Origin of the sequence: Ralstonia psammae (genome assembly GCF_958405935.1) — a bacterium.
GTDB classification, from domain to species: domain Bacteria; phylum Pseudomonadota; class Gammaproteobacteria; order Burkholderiales; family Burkholderiaceae; genus Ralstonia; species Ralstonia psammae.
In genome coordinates this window covers 178,215-197,758 of the sequence record NZ_CATZBU010000007.1, presented here as the reverse complement: position 1 = coordinate 197,758, position 19,544 = coordinate 178,215, and the positions used below count along the sequence as shown (strand labels likewise).

The following is a 19,544-nucleotide window of genomic DNA, read 5'->3' as shown; positions in this document are numbered from 1 at the left end:
CTCTTACTGGTTGTTGCGGCGCCGAACCACCCACCAAGCGATGACCATGGTGAACGCCGCAACCAGCCCAACCATCAGCCAGAAACCGTGGTGGTTGTCGGCCAGCGGCACGCCACCCACGTTCATGCCGAAGAGCCCGGCCACGATGTTGATCGGCAGTGCGAGCACGGTCACCAGCGTGAGCGTGAACAGCGTCCGGTTGTTCTGCTCGTCAAGGCGCGCGATCACCTCTTCCTGCAGCAGCTTGATGCGCTCGATCAGTCCGCTCATGTCGCGTAGGACGACGGAGAACTCCTCGGTCGACTCGCGCAACTGCTGCACATCTTCCGGATGCAGCCATGCCGGCGGTCGGGCCAGCAAGCGAAAGACCGATCCGGGCTCGGGCGCCAGCATGCGCTGAAGGCGCACCAGCACGCGGCGGGTGCCCGCAAGCTCCTGTCGCCCTGACGTGATCTTCGACGCAAGAAACCGGTCTTCGATGCGGTCGATGTCGATACCGGTTGTGCGGACGATCTGCGTCATCAGGTCCGCCTGATCGCACATCAGATGGCCCAGCAGGTCGGCCGGCGAGCGAAACGTCTCGCCGCTGCGCACGCACTCGCGCAACCTGTCGACCGAATGCAATGGCTTGCGTCGCAAGGTGACCAGTAGGCGCCGGTGTGCATAGACCCACTGCGTGGCCACCTGCGTGGGCGTGCGCTCGAAATCGAAGATCACGTCGTTGAAGACGGCGACGAGCGCGCCGTCCTGCTGCTCGATGCGTGTGGAATGCGCCTCCTCGCCGAGCATGTCGAGAAACGGCTCAGGCAGATCGAGATGGCCTTGCAGCCAGCGCATGCACCCCGCGCGCGACAGGTTGAAATGCAGCCAGATGAACGCGTCGTCAGCACCTTCGCTTTCTGCATGCTCGAGCGCATCGGCAATCTCGGACGAATCCAGGGCGACGCCGGGCTTGCCGGGTTCGAAACGGAAACCGCAGATAAGGCCGGTGTTGTCGGATTGGAAACTGATCGCGGACGCTGTCGCAGTCATACATCGGGAGGGAAGACGGTTTGCCAGGTGGCGCAGGCGCTCGACAGATGAATGCCATCAATCTGTCATAAACCGGCGTGGTTACGCCATTTGCGCTGCGCAGCCCCGATGATTGCGTCCGCTTTCGCGTTCGTCAACGCCCGTCGACGAATGCCGCCGCGGCATCGTCCAGGGCCACCTCCGCCATCGCGGCGAATACGTGATCGCGCAGCCAGCAGCTGGCCGCGTCCTGATCGCTGTTGGTATGCCAGTACAGGTACAACTCCAGCGGCTGCACGTTGAACGGCAGCGGCAGCATCACGTTGCCATACGGCTCGTTGGCGATGCGCGCATAGCGGATCGGCAACGTGGCGAGCAGGTCCGTGCAGCTCACGACGCGACACGCGGCCGGGTAGTGCTGGCAACGCAGCCGCACGCGCCGCTCGTGGCCGAGGCGACGCAGTTCCACGTCTTCCAGCCCTGCCCCACGACGCCGCGACGACACATGCACGTGTTCGCACGCCAGATAGCGCTCCAGCGTCAGCGGTTCATGCGCGATGGGGTGGCCAGGGCGCGCCAGCACCACCATCGGATCAGTCAGCAGCGGCGCATGCCGGATTGCCGGAGATGCGGGCAGCAGAATGTCCGCCGCAGCGTCAATGGTGCCAGCCAGCAACTCGGTTTCGAGCTGGCGGCGATCACCGCGCACGGTCGTCACGTCGATGCGCGGCGCCTCCTTGGCGATGGCGGCCATGAGCGGCGGCAGCAGTGTCGCCTCCAGCGCGTCGCGCATCGACAGCGTGAAGCGGCGCTCACTCGTGGCCGGATCGAAGCGCGTGCCCTCACGCAGGGTGCGCTCGAAACCCTGCAGCGCAGTGCGCACCTCGGCGATGAGCGTGCGCGCCAGCGGCGTCGGCACCATACCCTGCCCGCGCCGCTCGAACAGCGGATCGTCAAACAGCTCCCGCAGGCGCCCGAGCGCGTGGCTCACCGCGGGTTGCGTCAGGTTGAGCGTGCGTGCGGCCGCCGTGATCCCGCCTTCCGTATAGATGGCATCAAAGACGACAAATAGGTTCAGATCGACCCGGGATATATGCATGACATTGATGGACTGCAATCCACGAAATTCATTTCTCTTATTGTAGGTGAAGGCTTATTCTGCGGACACCCCTTGTGAGTTGCGCCACGCGCCATGACCACAACCCCTGATCTTTCCGTACCAACGGGCTTTGTATTGCTGAACAAGCCGAGCCCTTTCCTGACGATGCTGGGGCCGGTGTATGCGCGGGGGATGGGGGCGTCGATGGTGATGGGGTTTCACGTGCAGCATCACCACCTGAATCGGCGCGGCATCCTGCACGGCGGCGTGGTGGCCTCGCTGGCCGATGCGGCGCTCGGCTATTGCCTGGCCGAGCCCGGCGAAGGCACCGGCGGCGCCCTCGCCATGTCCACCGCCAGCCTGACTGTGGATTTCATCGCCGCTGCCGGAGAAGGCGACTGGATCGAGATCACCCCGGAAGGATTGCGCACGGGCAGCAAGCTGGCCTTTGCGCAGGCGCTCTTCCATCGCGGCGACCGGCTGATTGCGCGCGCGAGTGCCGTGTTTGCCGTGCTCGGCGGACGTATTTGACGCATTGCCGGGCACGGCTGAACTGAGTTGATGGTTGCCCGTTCGAGGCGCTTGTTCGATGTATTGAGGAGACACCATGAATTTCGATTACACGCCCAAGGTCAAGGAAATGCAGGCACGCCTGCTCGAATTCTTCGACCAGCACATCTACCCGAACGAGCACCGCTTCCACGAAGAAATCGAAGCCAACCGCCGTGCGGGCAACGCATGGATTCCCACCAAGGTCATCGAAGAACTCAAGCCGCTGGCACGCAAGGCCGGCCTGTGGAACCTGTTCCTGCCGCGCTCGCCGCGCGCACCCGAAGGGCTGTCGAACCTCGAATACGCACCGCTGTGCGAGATCATGGGCCGCGTGCCCTGGGCGCCGGAAGTGTTCAACTGCTCCGCGCCGGACACCGGCAACATGGAAACGCTGGAGCGCTACGCGTCTGAAGAACTGAAAGACCGCTGGCTCGAACCGCTGCTGCGCGGCGAGATCCGCTCTGCCTTCCTGATGACCGAGCCGGCCGTGGCCTCGTCGGATGCCACCAACATCGAATGCCGCATCGAGCGCCAGGGCGACGAGTACGTCATCAACGGCCGCAAGTGGTGGTCGTCGGGCGCCGGGGACCCGCGCTGCGCTGTCTACATCGTCATGGGCAAGACCAACCCGGACGCAGGCCGCCACGAGCAGCAATCGATGATCGTGGTGCCGGCCAATGCCCCGGGCATCACCGTCATGCGCCCGCTGTCGGTATTCGGTTACGACGATGCGCCGCACGGCCACATGGAAGTCGACCTGAAAAACGTGCGCGTTCCGGTGGGCAACATCCTGCTGGGTGAAGGCCGCGGTTTCGAGATCGCGCAGGGCCGCCTGGGCCCGGGCCGTATCCACCACTGCATGCGCAGCATCGGCGTGGCCGAGCGCGCGCTCGAACTGATGTGCAAGCGCCTGTCATCGCGCGTTGCGTTCGGCAAGGCCATCGCGCAGCACAGCGTGTGGCACGAACGCATTGCCGAAGCCCGCTGCATGATCGAACAGGCCCGCCTGCTGACGCTCAAGGCCGCGTACATGATGGACACCGTCGGCAACAAGGTCGCCAAGGCCGAGATCGCGATGATCAAGGTCGTGGCCCCGAACATCGCTTGCCAGATTGTCGACTGGGCGATCCAGGCACACGGCGGCGGCGGCGTGTCGGGCGACTTCCCGCTGGCTTCGGCCTACGCGCACCAACGCACGCTGCGCCTGGCCGACGGCCCGGACGAAGTGCACCGCGCGGCCATCGCCAAGCTGGAACTGGCCAAGCATCTGCACCTGAAGGACGTCGTCGACATGCCGGTCACGCGCGGCGCCTGACCCGCGGCACGGCTGTACCGTTCACTCCTTAACCCCGCCTCGAGCGGGGATTTTTTTGCCTCCGCCCGCCGTCTGCGCGTTTTTCCGTTCTGTGCTGGAATGGAACACTTTGCAGGCTGCTGGTGGCCTGCACGTATTTTCTCTTGCAGGAGCCAATTCGATGATCGACGTCTATAGCTGGGCCACCCCCAACGGGCACAAAGTGCACATCATGCTGGAAGAATGCGGGCTGCCTTATCGCGTTCACGGCGTCAACATCGGCGCGGGCGACCAGTTCAAGCCCGACTTCCTCAAGATCAGCCCGAACAACAAGATCCCGGCGATCGTCGATCACGACGGCCCCGACGGCAAACCGATCTCGCTGTTCGAATCGGGCGCGATCCTGTTGTACCTCGCCGGCAAGACCGGCAAGTTCCTCCCCGAAGATGTGCGCGGCAAATACGAAGTGCTGCAATGGGTGATGTTCCAGATGGGCGGCGTCGGCCCGATGCTCGGCCAAGCGCACCACTTCCGCATCTACGCGCCCGAAAAGATCGCGTACGCGATCAACCGTTATACGAACGAAGCCAAGCGCCTGTACGGTGTGATCGACAAGCGCCTGGGCGAATCGAAATTCCTCGGCGGTGCGGATTACTCCATCGCCGATATGGCGACGTGGCCGTGGCTGCGCAGCTGGAAGAACCAAGGGATCGAGCTATCGGATTACCCGAAGCTGCAACGCTGGTTTGAAGCCATTGAAGAACGCCCCGCCGTGCAGCGCGCGGTGAAGGTGCTGGCCAAGGAACGGCCGGCTGTGCAAGACGACAAGGCGAAAGAAATCCTCTTCGGCGCCACGCAGTACGAGCGGCGCTGATTCCGCTTCTTTGCATCGGGAAACAGGCCGCGTGATGCGGCCTTTTTCTTTGGGAAGCCCTCCATGCGGTGCGCAGGCAGCCGACCTACACTGGCTTCACCCCACTCACGCGAGTTCTCGCCCAAACGATATGGCAGCGTCACTCAAGATGGGCCTGGCGGCCGTGGTTTCCATCGCGGTTTACCTCGGCCTTGCCGCGCTCGGCTGGGGTGGCGTGGGCGCGTTCCTTGCCAACCCGGCGCGACTCGCACTTGTGGTGATAACGGTGTTGCTGGCCATCGCAGCACTGGTTGCGGGTGGCAACCTCAGCCCTGGAGAACGCGAAGACCGATCCAACCGCTGGGTGCTGCCGGTGTTCGGCCTGATCGGCATCTTCAGCGCATGGCTGCCGGCGTATACAGACAGGCACGACTTATGGTGCATTGATGGAGAGGCCGTGCGTTGGCTGGGTGTCGTGCTTTACGCCGCAGGCGGCGCGTTGCGTGTATGGCCGGTGCACGTGCTGGGTCATCGCTTCAGCGGACTGGTGGCGATCCAGCCCGGCCATGCGCTGGTGACGGGCGGCATCTACCACTACGTGCGCAACCCAAGCTACCTCGGGTTGCTGGTGGCCACGCTGGGCTGGGGGCTGGGATTCCGGTCACTGGCGGGGGTGGTGCTGACGCTTCTGCTGATTCCCCCACTGGTGGCACGCATGCGCGCCGAAGAAGCGCTGCTGCAATCGCAGTTCGGCGCGGAGTACGACGCGTATCGCGCCCGGACGTGGCGCCTGATCCCAGGACTCTACTGACGGCCCGCCCTGAAGAGGGGCACTTCAGCAGCCGCCCGCCACCCCCAAACTTGACATCGTTGCCGCGCGACTGCGTGGGCGCCTGGTCGGCCTGGTCGGCCAAGTGGTGCGGTCGCCCTGGCGCTGTGTTGCAGAAGACGTCTGATCGCATCACCGAGGCAACGCGAAACACTGCACGTCCGGCGCGGTGTAGACGGTCGGATAAGGCGCCCGCGGCCCGGTCTGCAAGCGCAGCGGCTGTGTCGCCAGCACCTCGGCTTCGTTACGCTCCCGCACTGTCGACGGCTCCGGCGGCGGACTCGGCAGGCGCACCGGTTGATTCACCGCACACCGCACGGGCTTCCCGTCCGCCAGCCGTACATCCATTGTGTAATTCGGCCCGACAATGGTTGGCGCACACGCAGCTGCGCCCAAGACCACCGTCATCAGCACCACAGAATGCAGCGTCCTCATCACCCGCCTCCGCCACGCACGCCTCAGTGGTTTTGACTCAGCACCGCCCCGGCAAGTGCCGCTGCATCAGGCGGCCGCCGTCAGCATCCCCTGCTTCTCAATGAAGCGGATCACCTCGTCCAACCCACCCTGCGCCCGCAGATTGCACATCACGAACGGCCGGTCGCCGCGCATTTTGCGCGTGTCGCTCTCCATCACCTCCAGCGACGCCCCGACGTATGGCGCCAGGTCCGTCTTGTTGATGATGAGCAGGTCGGATTTGGTGATGCCCGGGCCGCCCTTGCGCGGGATCTTCTCCCCGCCCGCCACGTCGATCACGTAGATGGTCAGGTCCGACAGCTCGGGGCTGAACGTCGCCGCGAGGTTGTCACCGCCCGACTCAATGAAGACCACATCCGCATCCGGAAACTTGGAGAGCATGCGATCTACCGCTTCAAGGTTGATCGACGCATCTTCGCGGATGGCCGTGTGCGGGCAGCCGCCGGTTTCCACCCCCATGATGCGTTCCGCAGGCAGCGCGCCCGAGATGGTCAGCAAGCGCTGATCTTCCTTCGTGTAGATGTCGTTGGTGATCGCAACGAGGTCGTAGTGCTCGCGCATGGCCTTGCAGAGCATTTCGAGCAGCGTGGTCTTGCCGGAGCCCACCGGGCCGCCCACGCCAACGCGCAGGGCAGGAAGTTTCTTGGTTCGCATGATCAGATTCAGGATCGAAAGAGTCGTGAGTATTGCGTTTCATGCCGGGCGGACAGCACGCCCAGCCCCGGTGAAAACGTCGACAGTTCAGGCGGATGACATGCCGCCCGACGCGTGGCCTCGTCCACCGCACGCGCCACCGCGGTGTGCAGGCCAAAGAGAATGCGTTGCCCCGCAGCCTGCCCGAGCGGCACGGCCTTGACCGCCGCCGCCACCTGGTTTTCCACCCACGCAAAGCAGTATGCCGCGACGCCGTCGTGCGGGTCGACATTCAGCGCGGCAGCGGCGGCGGCAAAGGCGGTCGGAAAGGTCACCGAGGCACGTGCGGCCAAGGCGCTACGCAGTGCGTCATCGCCCCACTCCATCTGCTGGACGAGTCGATTGAGTGACCAGCCCATCTGAGACGTTTCCAGCCGCAGCTCGCGCGTCTCGCGCGTGGCAAGGAACCATGCATCGCGCTCGGCCACGGCGTCGAAGCGGCCCGCCTGCCAGTCGGCAAACTGCAGCAGCCACAGCGGCGCCTCGCATGCCGCCAGCACGTCGAGCCCTTCGGCAATCCACGCCGCAGCCGAGGCTTCATCCGCCACGTGCCGCACATCCACCGCCGCCTCCAGGCCCTGCGAATAGCTGAACGCGCCCACCGGCAGCGCCGGGGACGCGAGATGCAGCAAGGCAGTGAGCTGCGCCGAGTTAGTCATGGTGATGGTGGTGATGGCCGCAGCCGGGTCCGTGCACATGGCCGTGGTCGTGGTCATGGCCGTGCGCGTGATCGTGGTCATGCGAGTGGCCATGGTCATGCGCGTGACCGTGATCGTGCCCGTGGTGCTCGTGGTACAGCGCCTGCGCGGCCGCATAGTCCTCTTCGAACGTCGCATCGTGACCGTGACGATGGCCGCCGCCATAGGCGCCTGCCTCGGGCTCGAATGGCGCCTCCACGTGCGCAACGGTCACACCCAGGCGAACCAGCATGTCTTCGAGCACGGGGTCGGCTTCGAGCTGCAGCGCATCGGCGCTGACCTGCACGGGGGTGTGGCGATTGCCGAGGTGGTAGGCGGCGCGCATCAGCGCAAGGCGGTTGTCGCTGCTGACGCGCAGTACCCGCTCCGGCGCGGCCTGCACTTCCACCAGCGTGCCGTCTTCAGCGACGAGCACATCGCCGCCGCGCATGACGGTGCCACGCGGCAGCACCACAGCGACTTCACGGCCGTCATCAAGCGCGGCGCGCAGACGGCTGCGGCTGCGCTCCAGGAATGGCAGCACAAGCCTGGGCGCACGCTTGACCAGCACCGGAGCCAGACCGTGCGGTGCAGGGAGATGTTTATTGATCGAAAGCATCTGTAAGGCCTAATTCGTCATCCAACTGTGAAGCCCGAAGCTCTGAGCTTCAACCCTCGGGCTCTGAACTCCAAACGCCAGGTTCCGGGCTCGGGGCTCCGAGTTCCGAACTCCGAACATCGCGCTCTGAACTCCGAGCGCCGAGCCTTGAACTCCGAGCGCCGAGCCTTGAACTCCAAACGTCGAGTTCTGAACTCCAAGCATCGGGTTTTGCTCTCTGAGCGGCGTGGCATCCCATGTTTCATCCCCTGCCGGGGCTGACTCACTTTCTTTGTCTTGCCAAAGAAAAGTGAGTCGTGCCCGGCAGGGTACGAAACAGGGATGAACCACCAGAGCCCATCCCAAGCCAAAAACTCAAAACAAGAAATACCGCTGCGCCATCGGCAACACCTCAGCCGGCTCACACGTCAGCACCGTCCCATCCGCCACCACCTGATACGTCTCCGGATCAACCGTAATGTCAGGCTGCCAGTCGTTATGAATCATGTCTGCCTTGGTCACAGTACGCGTGCCCTTAACAACTGCGGTGATCTTGGCCAGCCCATACTGCTCCGCCACGCCAGCCGCAGCAGCCGATTGCGACAGGAACGTCAACGACGTCCGCCCCAACGCCCCACCCGCCGACCCAAACATCGGCCGATAGTGCACAGGCTGCGGCGTAGGAATCGACGCGTTCGCATCGCCCATCGCCGCAGAGGCAATCATCCCGCCTTTCAAGATCAGACTCGGCTTCACGCCAAAGAACGCAGGTTTCCACAGCACGAGGTCTGCCCACTTGCCGACCTCGACAGAGCCGACTTCGTGCGCAATGCCGTGCGTGAGTGCCGGGTTGATCGTGTACTTGGCCACGTAGCGCTTGACGCGGAAGTTGTCATGCCCGCCGCGCGCATCGTTCGGGTCACCGGCCAGCTTGCCGCGCTGCACCTTCATCTTGTGCGCGGTTTGCCACGTGCGCAGCACGACTTCGCCCACGCGGCCCATGGCCTGCGAGTCGCTGGAGATCATCGAGAACGCGCCGAGGTCGTGCAGGATGTCTTCAGCGGCAATCGTCTCGCGGCGGATGCGGCTCTCGGCAAAGGCGATGTCCTCGGCAATGGACGCGTCGAGGTGATGGCACACCATCAGCATGTCGAGGTGCTCGTCCAGCGTGTTGACGGTGAACGGCCGCGTCGGGTTCGTTGACGATGGCAGCACGTTCGACTCACCGCACACGCGGATGATGTCGGGTGCGTGCCCGCCGCCGGCGCCTTCCGTGTGGTACGTGTGGATCGTGCGGCCTTTGAACGCGGCGACGGTCGCTTCGACAAAGCCCGATTCGTTCAACGTATCGGTATGGATGGCGACCTGCGTGTCAGTGTCATCGGCCACACCCAGGCAGCAGTCGATGGCAGCGGGCGTGGAGCCCCAGTCCTCATGCAGCTTCAGGCCGATGGCGCCCGCGTCGATCTGCTCGCGCAGGGCGCCCGGCAGGCTGCCGTTGCCCTTGCCCAGAAAGCCGATGTTCATCGGGTACGCGTCGGCGGCCTGCAGCATGCGCTGCATGTACCACGGGCCCGGCGTGCAGGTGGTGGCGTAGGTGCCGGTGGCAGGGCCGGTGCCGCCGCCGATCATCGTCGTCACGCCACTGTTGAGCGCCTCGTCGATCTGCTGCGGGCAGATGAAGTGGATGTGCGTGTCGACTCCGCCGGCGGTGACGATCATGCCCTCGCCCGCGATGATCTCGGTACCGGGGCCGATGACAATCGTCACGCCGGGCTGGATGTCCGGGTTGCCCGCCTTGCCGATCGCCGAGATGCGGCCGTTCTTCAGGCCGATGTCGGCCTTGACGATGCCCCAGTGGTCGATGATCAGCGCGTTGGTGATGACGGTGTCGGCGCAGTCCTTCGACTCGCGCTGGCTCTGGCCCATGCCGTCGCGGATGACCTTGCCGCCGCCGAATTTCACTTCCTCGCCGTAGATGGTGAAGTCGCGTTCGACTTCGACGATGAGTTCGGTGTCGGCCAGGCGGACGCGGTCGCCAGTCGTGGGGCCGAACATTTCCGCATAGGCGCGCCGGGTGATGTTGAGTGTCATGTCCGTGCCTCGTTCAAAGCTTGCCCATCACACGGCCAGCGAAGCCGTAGACCACGCGATCGCCCGCTAGCGCCACAAGTTCGACCGTACGCTCCTGCCCCGGCTCAAAACGCACGGCGGTGCCGGCGGCAATGTTCAGCCGATAGCCGCGCGCCGCTTCGCGGTCAAAGCGCAGCGCGTCGTTGACTTCATAGAAGTGGTAGTGCGAGCCGATCTGCACGGGGCGGTCGCCAGTGTTGGCCACCGTGACCGTCAACGTGGGACGGCCTGCGTTGAGTTCGAGATCGCCGTCTTGCGGCAGGAGTTCACCGGGGATCATGTCGCGCCCCTTAGACAGCCGCCACAAGCAGGCCGGCACCGTACAGCGCCACGCCCACACCGGACAGACGCGCCAGCCATGCCAGGCGCGGCTTCAGCGCAAATCCCGCGCCGATACCGGCGGTATGCAGCAGCGCCGTCGCCACGGCAAAGCCGCCGACGAAATACGGGAACATGGCCTGCGCACCTGCGGGGAATTCTGTGCCGTGCGCATAGCCGTGGAACAGCGCGAACGCGCCGCACAGCAGCGCCCCGCCCCACGTCGGCAGTTGTGCGCGTGCGGCAATCAGCAAGCCAAACACCAGCAGCGATGCGGCGATCATCGGCTCGGCCATCGGCAGCGCCACGCCGCCCGCGCCGACCAGGGCGCCTAGGATCATCAATGCGACAAAGGCGACCGGCGCCCACAGCGCGTCACGCACCGAACGCGAGGCGAGCGCACTCCAAACGCCCACAGCGACCATCGCCAGCAGGTGGTCTGCGCCGGTCAGCGGATGCAGGAACCCGGCGAGCAAGCTGCCCTCGGAGGTATGGCCCGGATGCCCCGGGTGGGCAAACGCAATGGACGCGCCAAACGTAAGCGCAATGGCCGCAGCGGGCCGGACATAGCGGAACAGGGTATGCGTCATGGCTGGACTCGAAGTGGTGAGTGGCGTGCAGACTTCAAACGATGGGATGGTGGACGGTGACGAGCTTCGTGCCGTCCGGAAACGTCGCTTCGACCTGGATGTCGGGAATCATCTCGGGCACGCCGTCCATCACGTCATTGCGCGTGAGGAGTGTGGTGCCGTAGTGCATCAGGTCGGCGACGGTCTTGCCGTCGCGCGCGCCCTCCATGATGGCGGCGCTGATGAATGCGACGGCTTCCGGGTAGTTGAGCTTGAGGCCACGGCCCTTGCGGCGCTCGGCCAGCAAGGCGGCAGTGAAGATCAGCAGCTTGTCTTTTTCGCGCGGGGTCAGTTCCACGAGGGGCTCTCTTCGGTGAAGGTCAATCCAGATAGATCGGGCGATGCAAGGTCACGTCGCCATCATGTGGCCCACAAGCGCAGCGGACGGCCCGCCACGCCATGCATCGGTTCGCGCAGCGCCAGCCACGTCTGTGACAACAAGGCGCGCGCATCTTCGGGCCGGCGTGCCAGCACGCGCAGCAGCAAAACGTTTGGCATACCAGGCGCATCTTGCGTGAGGCACGTAACGCCCGCGCGCAGGTCTTCGTTGTACGGCAGGTGCTCGGCCATCGATTCAGCCAGGGCGTCGGTGGCGCCCTCGCCCACGGCCCACAGCGTGCCGACGACGTGAAAGCCAGCTATGCCCGTCGTCGCGTTCAGCACGGGCGATTGCGCGTCGAATGCGGCCGATTCAATCCACAGCGGCTGGCCGTTGCAACGCAAAGCGGTGCGCATGGCGATGCGGCCTTCGGCCCACGATTCACCGGCGGCGTGGCGGCCCAGCATGGTGGTGTCCCAGCCGATGGCGGTGGCGCCGGGGGCCAGGTCCAGCGTGAGGTCGATGATCGGGCAGGCCTGGTTGAAGACGATGTTCTCTTGCGGCAGCCAGTCGAGCCGCGCCCCTGCGTCGACGCGGATGGCGACACGCTGCGTGGCCGTGCGGCCGAGCGACTTGTACCACTTGGTCGCGCCGGGCGTCGTCAGTACGGCATGCGCATCGGCACCGAGTTCGACGTCGATATCGAGCACATCGCCGCCGGCAATGCCTGCGGGCGGATGCAGCACGACGGCATGGCAGACGCCCTCGCCTTCCGGGTACAGCGCCTTCTGCACCCGCAGCGGCCCCTGATGCCGGCAGGTGGCCAGCACGGTACGCTCACCCCGCCGTGCAAACGCCAGGCGCAGTGAAGCCTCCCAGGATGCAAATGCGGTGGCCTGTGGCGGAACAGGGAAATCGGGATGGCGCATCGGTCATGCAATCGGGAGGGTTCCCCCATGAAACGCAGCTGCGCGCTTCATGTCAGGCCCCACCCTAAGCAAACGGAAAGGTTTTCCATCATAGCCAGATGCCGCCCATTTGGCACCCGACTTTTTCAAACGACACCTGCGCGTCAAACCGCCACCAGATCGCGCACGCCATCGGCCTCCATGTTGGCGCCGTCGCCCTGGGCGATGACCTCGCCGCGGCTCATGACGACGTAGCGGTCGGCAATGCTGCGCGCAAAGTCGTAGTACTGCTCGACCAGCAGCACCGACATGCCGAACTCATCCACCAGCCGGCGCAGCGTGCGGCCGATCTCCTGGATGATCGACGGCTGGATGCCCTCGGTCGGCTCGTCCAGGATCAGCAGGCGCGGCTCGCTCATCAGCGCGCGGCCGATGGCAAGTTGCTGCTGCTGACCGCCCGACAGATCGCCACCGCGCCGCCCCTTCATGTCCTTGAGCACCGGAAACAACGCATAGATGGAATCGGGCACCTTGGAGGGCGCGCGCTTGGCGGCTGCCCCAATCAGCAGGTTCTCTTCCACCGTCAGGCGCGGGAAGATCTCGCGGCCCTGCGGCACATAGGCCAGCCCTTGCGAGACGCGCTCGTAGGCAGGCAGTTTCTGGATGGCGTGACCTTCCCAATCGATGGCGCCGCTGGCAGCCGGCACCACACCCATCAGGCACTTGAGCAAGGTCGTCTTGCCGACGCCGTTGCGGCCAAGCAGCGTAGTCAGCTTGGCCGACGGCACCTCGAAGCTGACGTTGCGCAGGATGTGGCTGCCGCCGTAGAACTGGTTCAGTTGCTGGACCTGCAGCATATCAACGCCCCAAATACGATTCGATCACGCGCTCATCGCGCTTGACGGTGTCGAGCGTGCCTTCGGCCAGAACACTGCCTTCGGCCAGCACGGTCACGCGCCCTTCAGCCCCCGCCAGCGCGGCGACGAACTCCATGTCGTGCTCCACGACCATGATCGAGCACGTGCCGCGCAGGCCGTTGAGCAACGCAGCGAGCTGCATCGTCTCTTCATCCGTCATGCCGGCGACTGGCTCGTCGAGCAGCAGCAGTTGCGGCTGCTGCATCAGCAGCATGCCGATCTCCAGCCGCTGCTTCTGGCCGTGCGAGAGCAGCCCGGCCGGCCGATAGGCCTCCGCTTCCAGGTGGATGCGGCCGAGGGTCTCTTCGATGCGCTGGCGGCCATCATTCAGCAGACGCGCACGCAGCGACACCCACCAGCGCTTGTCGGCCTTCATCGCGAGTTCCAGGTTCTCCCAGACGGTGTGCTGTTCGAACACGGTCGGCTTCTGGAACTTGCGGCCGATGCCGATCTGCGCGATGCGTGGTTCGGTCAGGCGCAGCAGGTCGATGGTCTGCCCGAGGAAGACGCGGCCTGTCACGTCTGCATTGCGCGGGCCGGTCTTGCCGGTAATCACGTCCATCATCGTGGTCTTGCCCGCGCCGTTAGGGCCGATGATGCAGCGCAGCTCGCCATGGTCAATCGACAGCGTGAGCGCATTCAGCGCGCGAAAACCGCCAAAGCGAACCGTCACATCTTCGAGATACAGAATGGCGCCGTGCGAGACGTCAATCGTGTCCGGCTCGACCAGGTGGCCCATGCCGGTGGCGGTGCCGGTCTCCGCACGGTCGGGAAGATCGGTGAAGGTGCTCATGCGTGGTCTCCGGTCACGGTCGCGGCTTCAGGTGCCTTGGTTTGCGTGGGCGCGCGCTTCTTCATGCGCAGCTTGCCCACGAGTCCCAGCACACCGTTCGGCAGATACAGCGTCACCAGTACGAAGATCGCGCCGAGCACAAACAGCCAGTACTCCGGCACCCACGCCGTCAGCAACGTCTTGGCCCCGTTGACGAGGAACGCACCGATGATCGGGCCGATCAATGTGCCACGGCCGCCCACTGCCACCCACACGGCCATCTCGATGGAATTGCCCGGCGACATCTCGCCCGGGTTGATGATGCCGACCTGCGGCACATACAGCGCACCCGCAATGCCGCACAGCACCGCCGAAAACGTCCACACAAACAGCTTGTAGCCGAGCGGGTTGTAACCGGAGAACATCACGCGTGCCTCGGCATCGCGGATGGCCGTGACCACGCGCCCGAACTTGGAGGTGACGATTGCACGGCAGGCGATGAACGCCAGCACCAGCGCCACGAACGTTGCGACGAACAGCACGGTGCGCGTTGGCAATGCCGAGATCTGGAAGCCGAGGATGCGTTTGAAATCCGTAAAACCGTTATTGCCGCCAAAGCCCGTCTCGTTGCGGAAGAACAGCAGCATGGCCGCATACGTCATCGCTTGCGTGATGATCGACAGGTACACGCCTTTCACGCGGGAGCGGAAGGCAAAGAAGCCGAACAGCCATGCCAGCACACCGGGCACCAGCACCACCAACAGCATCGCCCACGCAAAGTGCTCGGTGCCGTGCCAGAACCACGGCAACTCCTTCCAATCGAGGAAGACCATGAAGTCCGGCAGATCGCTCTTGTACACGCCCTCGCGGCCGATGGAGCGCATCAGGTACATGCCCATTGCGTAGCCGCCCAGCGCGAAGAACACGCCGTGACCGAGGCTGAGGATGCCGCAATAGCCCCAGACCAGATCGAGCGCCAGCGCCGCCAGCGCGTAGCACATGATCTTGCCGACCAACGTGAGCGCATACGCCGACAGATGCAGCGGGCTGCCCTCCGGCACGAGCAGCGCACACACGGGTGCGCCAATGCACACGACGAGCGACACCAGCACCAGCGCAGACCACCCGCGTCGCGACAGCAGCGGCATGCGCGCCGGAATATCCAGTTTGAATTGGGTTGTCATATCAGGCCTCCGCGCTGCGGCCCTTCAGGGCAAACAGCCCCTGCGGACGCTTCTGGATGAACAGCACGATCAGCACCAGCACGATGATCTTCGCCAGCACCGCGCCGTAGAACGGCTCGATGAACTTGTTGATGAGGCCCAGCCCGAACGCGCCAATGATCGTGCCCGCCAGTTGGCCCACCCCGCCCAGCACCACGGCCATGAACGAATCGATGATGTAGCTCTGGCCCAGGTCTGGACCAACGTTGCCGATCTGCGAAAGCGCGCAGCCGCCCAGCCCCGCAATGCCCGCACCAAAGGCAAACGCGTAGCTATCGACCTTCCACGTGCGCACGCCAACGCAGGCGGCCATCGTGCGGTTCTGCGTCGTGGCGCGCACGAACAGGCCCAGGCGCGTACGGTTGAGCACCGCCCACGCGATTGCCACCACGGCCAGCGCGAACAGCAGAATCACGAGCCGGTTGTACGGCAGGATCAGCCCCGGATAGAGCGCAATGCCACCACTCATCCAGCTCGGGTTGGCGACTTCCACGTTCTGCGCACCGAAGATCGAGCGCACCGCCTGCATCAGCAGCAGGCTGATCCCGAAGGTGGCGAGCAGCGTTTCAAGCGGACGGCCATACAGATGGCGCAGCACAAGGCGCTCCAGCGCAAAACCGACAACGGCCGCCGCCAGGAACGCGGCCGGCAGCGCCGCCGGCAGATACCAGTCGAACGCGTTCGGAAAGTAGTTGCGGAAGATCGTCTGCACCACGTAGGTGGCATAGGCGCCGATCATCAGGAACTCGCCGTGCGCCATGTTGATGACGCCGATCAGGCCATAGGTGATCGCCAGCCCGAGCGCGGCCAGCAACAGCACCGAACCGAGGCTCAGCCCGGCGAACAGGTTGCCGACCAGCTCGGCCTTGCGTTGCTGCCCGGCAAGGCTGTCGAGCGCCCGTTGCGCGGCGGCGCGCAGTTCATCGTCGGCGCCGCTGTCCTTGGCGAGCAACGGGGCGATGCGCTGGCGCGTCTGGGGGTTCGTATCGGCGGCGAGCAACTTGAGCGCTTCGAGCTTCTCGGCATGCGTGCCGTCGTCGAGCGCGAGATTGGCCCACAGCAGGTGCAGCTTGCTGCGCAGCTCCGGATCGGTTTCATGCTTGCGTGCGGCGTCGACAATGGGACGCGACGCCGTCTCGGGATGCGCGAGCAGCGTATCGACGGCCTGCGCACGCACGGCACGATCGGGCGATTGCAGCACGAAGCCGCTCGCTGCGCTGTCCACTTGCGCACGCAGGGCATTGTTCAGGGTGAGGGACTGCAGATCGTCGGATTTGACGGTAACGGGCTGACCCGAAATCGCATCGAGGTAGCGCTCGCCGTCCTGGCGCACCATGCCAGCGGCGGGCGCGTAGAACAGCGCATCGTTCTGCAACGCCTGCAGGATCGGTCCGGCTTGCTCCGCAGGCGCGGCGGTCAGTGCGTTGAGTGTCTTCACCTTGGCATCGAAGTCATCTTCGGCCAGGGGCTTGAGATCGGCCTGGGTGAGCGGGCTAGCGCTCTGCCCAGCGGCCCATGAGGCGGTGGCGGGCACGGCGGCCAGGCACAAGGCGCAAAGCAGCGAGGCAAAAAAGCGGGACAAGCGGGTCATGGCATTCCGATGCGTGGCGCCACATGCGATCCATGGGCGCCACCTCGTACAGCGTGGTTCAAAAGGCCGGCCACAAGATGCGCTGCCGCCGGCCCGCCTGATCACATCACTTGGTCAGGCTTGCCCTCGTTGCCCGGGATGTAGGGGCTCCACGGCTTGGCGCGGATCACCGTCGGCGTCTTCCATACGACATTGAACTGGCCGTCGCCGCGCACCTCGCCGATCATGACCGGCTTGCTGAGGTGATGGTTGTTGTTCATCACCAGCGTGAAGCCCGACGGTGCCTTGAACTGCTGGCCGTACATCGCCTTGCGGACCTTGTCCACGTCGGTGGAACCGGCCTTCTCCACGGCCTGCTTCCACATCATGATGCCGACGTAGGTGGCTTCCATCGGGTCGTTGGTGACGCGCTTGTCGCCGCCCGGCAGGTTGTTCGCCTTCACCCAGGCAGCCCACTTCTTCTTGAAGTCGTCGTTGACCGGGTTCTTGACCGACATGAAGTAGTTCCATGCGGCCAGATGGCCCACCAGCGGCTTGGTGTCGATGCCGCGCAGCTCTTCTTCACCCACCGAGAACGCCACCACCGGCACGTCCTTGGCCTTCAGGCCGGCGTTGCCGAGTTCCTTGTAGAACGGCACGTTGGAGTCGCCGTTGATGGTCGACACCACGGCCGTCTTCCCACCCTGCGCAAACTTCTTGATGTTGGCGACGATGGTCTGATAGTCGGAGTGGCCGAACGGGGTGTAGACCTCTTCGATGTCGCTGTCCTTCACACCCTTGCTGTGCAGGAACGCGCGCAGGATCTTGTTCGTCGTGCGCGGGTAGACGTAATCGGTGCCGAGCAGGAAGAAGCGCTTGGCGCCACCGCCTTCCTTGCTCATCAGGTATTCCACGGCCGGAATCGCTTGCTGGTTGGGCGCCGCGCCGGTGTAGAAGACGTTCTTCGACATTTCTTCGCCTTCGTACTGCACCGGGTAGAACAGCAGGCCGTTCAGCTCTTCATAGACCGGCAGCACCGACTTGCGCGACACCGACGTCCAGCAGCCGAACGTCACGGCCACCTTGTCCTGCGTCAGCAGCCCGCGCGCCTTCTCCGCAAACAGCGGCCAGTTCGAAGCCGGATCCACCACCACCGGCTGCAGCTTGTGGCCCAACACGCCGCCACTCTTGTTGATCTCGTCGATCGTCATCAACGCCACGTCTTTCAGCGACGTTTCGGAGATGGCCATGGTGCCCGACAGTGAATGCAGGATGCCGACCTTGATCGGCTCCTTTGCCTGAGCAAACGCGAAGTTCGACACGGACAACAGCGTTGCGGCGGCGACGGCAGACAGCTTCAACAGCTCACGACGTTTCATTGCGGCTCCTTGGGTTTATTGGTGGCGAGAACGACTCCCCGGGACCCAAAATTGCAACTACCGTGCCATCGCATTTGGCTCATTCGAAGGGAAATCCGCGCCAAAACGGTGCCAAAGCCGCGCCAAGTCAGCGCATTTGTTCGTTGGGATGCGCCCGCTTGGGGCGCGTGAAGACAAGCACAAAACAAGCGGAGTGCAAGGGCAATCCAATGCAAAAAGAAAGGCCGGCGTTGCGCCGGCCTGGGGAACTTGCGAAAAGCGGGACTCAGGAATAGCGGCGCGAGATCGATTCGGCCACGCAGACCGGGCGCTCCTGCCCTTCGCGCTCGATGGTCACCGCCCAGGTCATCTGCGCGCCGGTCAACGCGGGTGCGTTGGGCAGTGGCGGCAGCGCTTCCATTTCCAACAGCTTCACGCGTGCGCGCACACGGCTGCCAACCGGCACCGGCGCGGTGAACCGAACCTTGTTCAGGCCGTAGTTCACGCCCATCTTCACGTCAGCCATCTCGATCGCATTCGCCATCAGCATCGGCAGCAGCGACAGCGTCAGGAAGCCGTGCGCTACCGGCGCACCAAACGGCGACTCCCGCTTGGCGCGCTCTGCATCCACGTGGATCCACTGGTGATCGCCCGTGGCCTCGGCAAAGAGATTCACCTGTTGTTGCGTGATCTCGGTCCAGTCGCTCACGGCAACTTCCTGGCCGATCAAGCCTTTCAGCTCGTCGAGCGATTCGATGATGCGCATCTGGGTTGTCTCCTTGTTGTGATGCGATGACGTGTCATCAAGCTTTCGGGCGCCGGCCAAACAAGCCTATGCCCGTTACCGTGCAGACCAGCTCGCCGCGCTGGTTGTGCGCCTCCCAGCGGTTGATCGCCACGCCGCGGTCCGGCTTCGACTGCGACGGCTTGATCTCCATGCATGTGCTCGACACCGACAGCGTATCGCCCGGATACACCGGCTTCATCCAGCGGATTTCATCCACCCCGGGCGAACCCATGCTGGCTGCCTTGCCCAGAAAACCGGTCACCATCAGCCGCATCATGATCGAGCAGGTCATCCAGCCGCTGGAGATGATGCCGCCGTAGATGCTGTGCTTGGCCGCCTCCGCGTCAATGTGGAATGGCTGCGGATCGTATTGCCGCGCAAACGTCAGGATTTCCTCCTCGGTGACCGTGTAGGTGCCCATCTGCAGCGTACGGCCGACCTCGAAATCGTCGAAGTAGAACTCGTACGATCGTGTTGCTTCTGCCCTTTCGTTCTCCGCCATATCGTCTCCTCCAAATGACAACGCCCCG

22 protein-coding genes are annotated in these 19,544 nt (G+C 64.4%); 4 read left to right on the top strand and 18 right to left on the bottom strand.

The window, feature by feature from the left end; all coding sequences use genetic code 11:
* Positions 1-3: 3 nt before the first annotated feature.
* Together R2N16_RS16225 and R2N16_RS16220 are read right to left on the bottom strand one after the other, a co-directional pair.
* Positions 4-1,032: a transporter gene (locus R2N16_RS16225; protein ID WP_316666752.1), complete on the bottom strand. Its 1,029-nt coding sequence runs from the start codon at positions 1,030-1,032 to the stop codon at positions 4-6.
* Positions 1,033-1,165: 133 nt separating this feature from the next.
* Entirely contained in the window at positions 1,166-2,110 is a 945-nt protein-coding gene (locus R2N16_RS16220; RefSeq protein WP_316666751.1) for a LysR family transcriptional regulator, read from the bottom strand.
* 93 nt (positions 2,111-2,203) lie between these two features.
* Between R2N16_RS16220 and R2N16_RS16215 the strand changes: the two genes are divergently transcribed.
* From R2N16_RS16215 to R2N16_RS16200, 4 genes are all read left to right on the top strand, one after another.
* Positions 2,204-2,641 carry a PaaI family thioesterase gene (locus tag R2N16_RS16215; RefSeq protein ID WP_316666750.1) on the top strand — a complete coding sequence of 146 codons (438 nt, stop codon included), beginning with the start codon at positions 2,204-2,206 and terminating at the stop codon, positions 2,639-2,641.
* Positions 2,642-2,717: 76 nt separating this feature from the next.
* Complete coding sequence (locus R2N16_RS16210) at positions 2,718-3,977, top strand: acyl-CoA dehydrogenase family protein (RefSeq protein WP_316666749.1); 1,260 nt, start codon at positions 2,718-2,720, stop codon at positions 3,975-3,977.
* Between the two features lie 160 nt (positions 3,978-4,137).
* A complete protein-coding gene (locus R2N16_RS16205) occupies positions 4,138-4,830 on the top strand; it encodes a glutathione S-transferase N-terminal domain-containing protein (protein ID WP_316666748.1) in 693 nt (230 codons plus the stop codon).
* A gap of 130 nt (positions 4,831-4,960) precedes the next feature.
* Positions 4,961-5,620, top strand: a complete 660-nt coding sequence (locus R2N16_RS16200; protein ID WP_316666747.1) for a methyltransferase family protein — start codon at positions 4,961-4,963, stop codon at positions 5,618-5,620.
* Positions 5,621-5,770: 150 nt separating this feature from the next.
* Here R2N16_RS16200 and R2N16_RS16195 read toward each other — a convergent pair whose 3' ends face one another.
* From R2N16_RS16195 to R2N16_RS16120, 16 genes are all read right to left on the bottom strand, one after another.
* A complete protein-coding gene (locus R2N16_RS16195; protein WP_316666746.1) occupies positions 5,771-6,073 on the bottom strand; it encodes a hypothetical protein in 303 nt (100 codons plus the stop codon).
* Positions 6,074-6,139: 66 nt separating this feature from the next.
* The gene (ureG, locus tag R2N16_RS16190) at positions 6,140-6,766 is read right to left on the bottom strand and encodes an urease accessory protein UreG (RefSeq protein WP_316666745.1); all 627 of its coding nucleotides are present in this window, start codon (positions 6,764-6,766) and stop codon (positions 6,140-6,142) included.
* Positions 6,767-6,774: 8 nt separating this feature from the next.
* Positions 6,775-7,464, bottom strand: coding sequence for an urease accessory protein UreF (locus R2N16_RS16185; protein ID WP_316666781.1), 690 nt, complete (start codon positions 7,462-7,464; stop codon positions 6,775-6,777).
* Positions 7,457-8,101: an urease accessory protein UreE gene (ureE, locus tag R2N16_RS16180; RefSeq protein WP_316666744.1), complete on the bottom strand. Its 645-nt coding sequence runs from the start codon at positions 8,099-8,101 to the stop codon at positions 7,457-7,459. Before ureE ends, R2N16_RS16185 begins: the two co-directional genes overlap by 8 nt.
* Positions 8,102-8,455: 354 nt before the next feature.
* Complete coding sequence (ureC, locus tag R2N16_RS16175) at positions 8,456-10,174, bottom strand: urease subunit alpha (protein WP_316666743.1); 1,719 nt, start codon at positions 10,172-10,174, stop codon at positions 8,456-8,458.
* 13 nt (positions 10,175-10,187) lie between these two features.
* Positions 10,188-10,493, bottom strand: coding sequence for an urease subunit beta (locus R2N16_RS16170; protein ID WP_316666742.1), 306 nt, complete (start codon positions 10,491-10,493; stop codon positions 10,188-10,190).
* Between the two features lie 10 nt (positions 10,494-10,503).
* Positions 10,504-11,121 carry a HupE/UreJ family protein gene (locus tag R2N16_RS16165; protein WP_316666741.1) on the bottom strand — a complete coding sequence of 206 codons (618 nt, stop codon included), beginning with the start codon at positions 11,119-11,121 and terminating at the stop codon, positions 10,504-10,506.
* Between the two features lie 34 nt (positions 11,122-11,155).
* Positions 11,156-11,458, bottom strand: coding sequence for an urease subunit gamma (locus R2N16_RS16160; RefSeq protein ID WP_316666740.1), 303 nt, complete (start codon positions 11,456-11,458; stop codon positions 11,156-11,158).
* Between the two features lie 62 nt (positions 11,459-11,520).
* Positions 11,521-12,408, bottom strand: coding sequence for an urease accessory protein UreD (locus R2N16_RS16155; protein WP_316666739.1), 888 nt, complete (start codon positions 12,406-12,408; stop codon positions 11,521-11,523).
* A gap of 143 nt (positions 12,409-12,551) precedes the next feature.
* The gene (urtE, locus tag R2N16_RS16150) at positions 12,552-13,244 is read right to left on the bottom strand and encodes an urea ABC transporter ATP-binding subunit UrtE (protein WP_316666738.1); all 693 of its coding nucleotides are present in this window, start codon (positions 13,242-13,244) and stop codon (positions 12,552-12,554) included.
* Between the two features lies 1 nt (position 13,245).
* Positions 13,246-14,097, bottom strand: a complete 852-nt coding sequence (gene urtD / locus R2N16_RS16145; protein ID WP_316666737.1) for an urea ABC transporter ATP-binding protein UrtD — start codon at positions 14,095-14,097, stop codon at positions 13,246-13,248.
* Positions 14,094-15,260 carry an urea ABC transporter permease subunit UrtC gene (gene urtC / locus R2N16_RS16140; protein WP_316666736.1) on the bottom strand — a complete coding sequence of 389 codons (1,167 nt, stop codon included), beginning with the start codon at positions 15,258-15,260 and terminating at the stop codon, positions 14,094-14,096. The genes urtD and urtC overlap by 4 nt, the downstream gene beginning before the upstream one ends.
* A 1-nt stretch (position 15,261) precedes the next feature.
* Complete coding sequence (gene urtB / locus R2N16_RS16135) at positions 15,262-16,890, bottom strand: urea ABC transporter permease subunit UrtB (protein ID WP_316666735.1); 1,629 nt, start codon at positions 16,888-16,890, stop codon at positions 15,262-15,264.
* A 101-nt stretch (positions 16,891-16,991) separates the two neighbouring features.
* The gene (urtA, locus tag R2N16_RS16130) at positions 16,992-18,248 is read right to left on the bottom strand and encodes an urea ABC transporter substrate-binding protein (protein ID WP_316666734.1); all 1,257 of its coding nucleotides are present in this window, start codon (positions 18,246-18,248) and stop codon (positions 16,992-16,994) included.
* 265 nt (positions 18,249-18,513) lie between these two features.
* A complete protein-coding gene (locus R2N16_RS16125; protein WP_316666733.1) occupies positions 18,514-18,993 on the bottom strand; it encodes a MaoC family dehydratase in 480 nt (159 codons plus the stop codon).
* Positions 18,994-19,030: 37 nt separating this feature from the next.
* Complete coding sequence (locus tag R2N16_RS16120) at positions 19,031-19,516, bottom strand: MaoC family dehydratase (RefSeq protein ID WP_316666732.1); 486 nt, start codon at positions 19,514-19,516, stop codon at positions 19,031-19,033.
* Positions 19,517-19,544 lie beyond the last annotated feature (28 nt).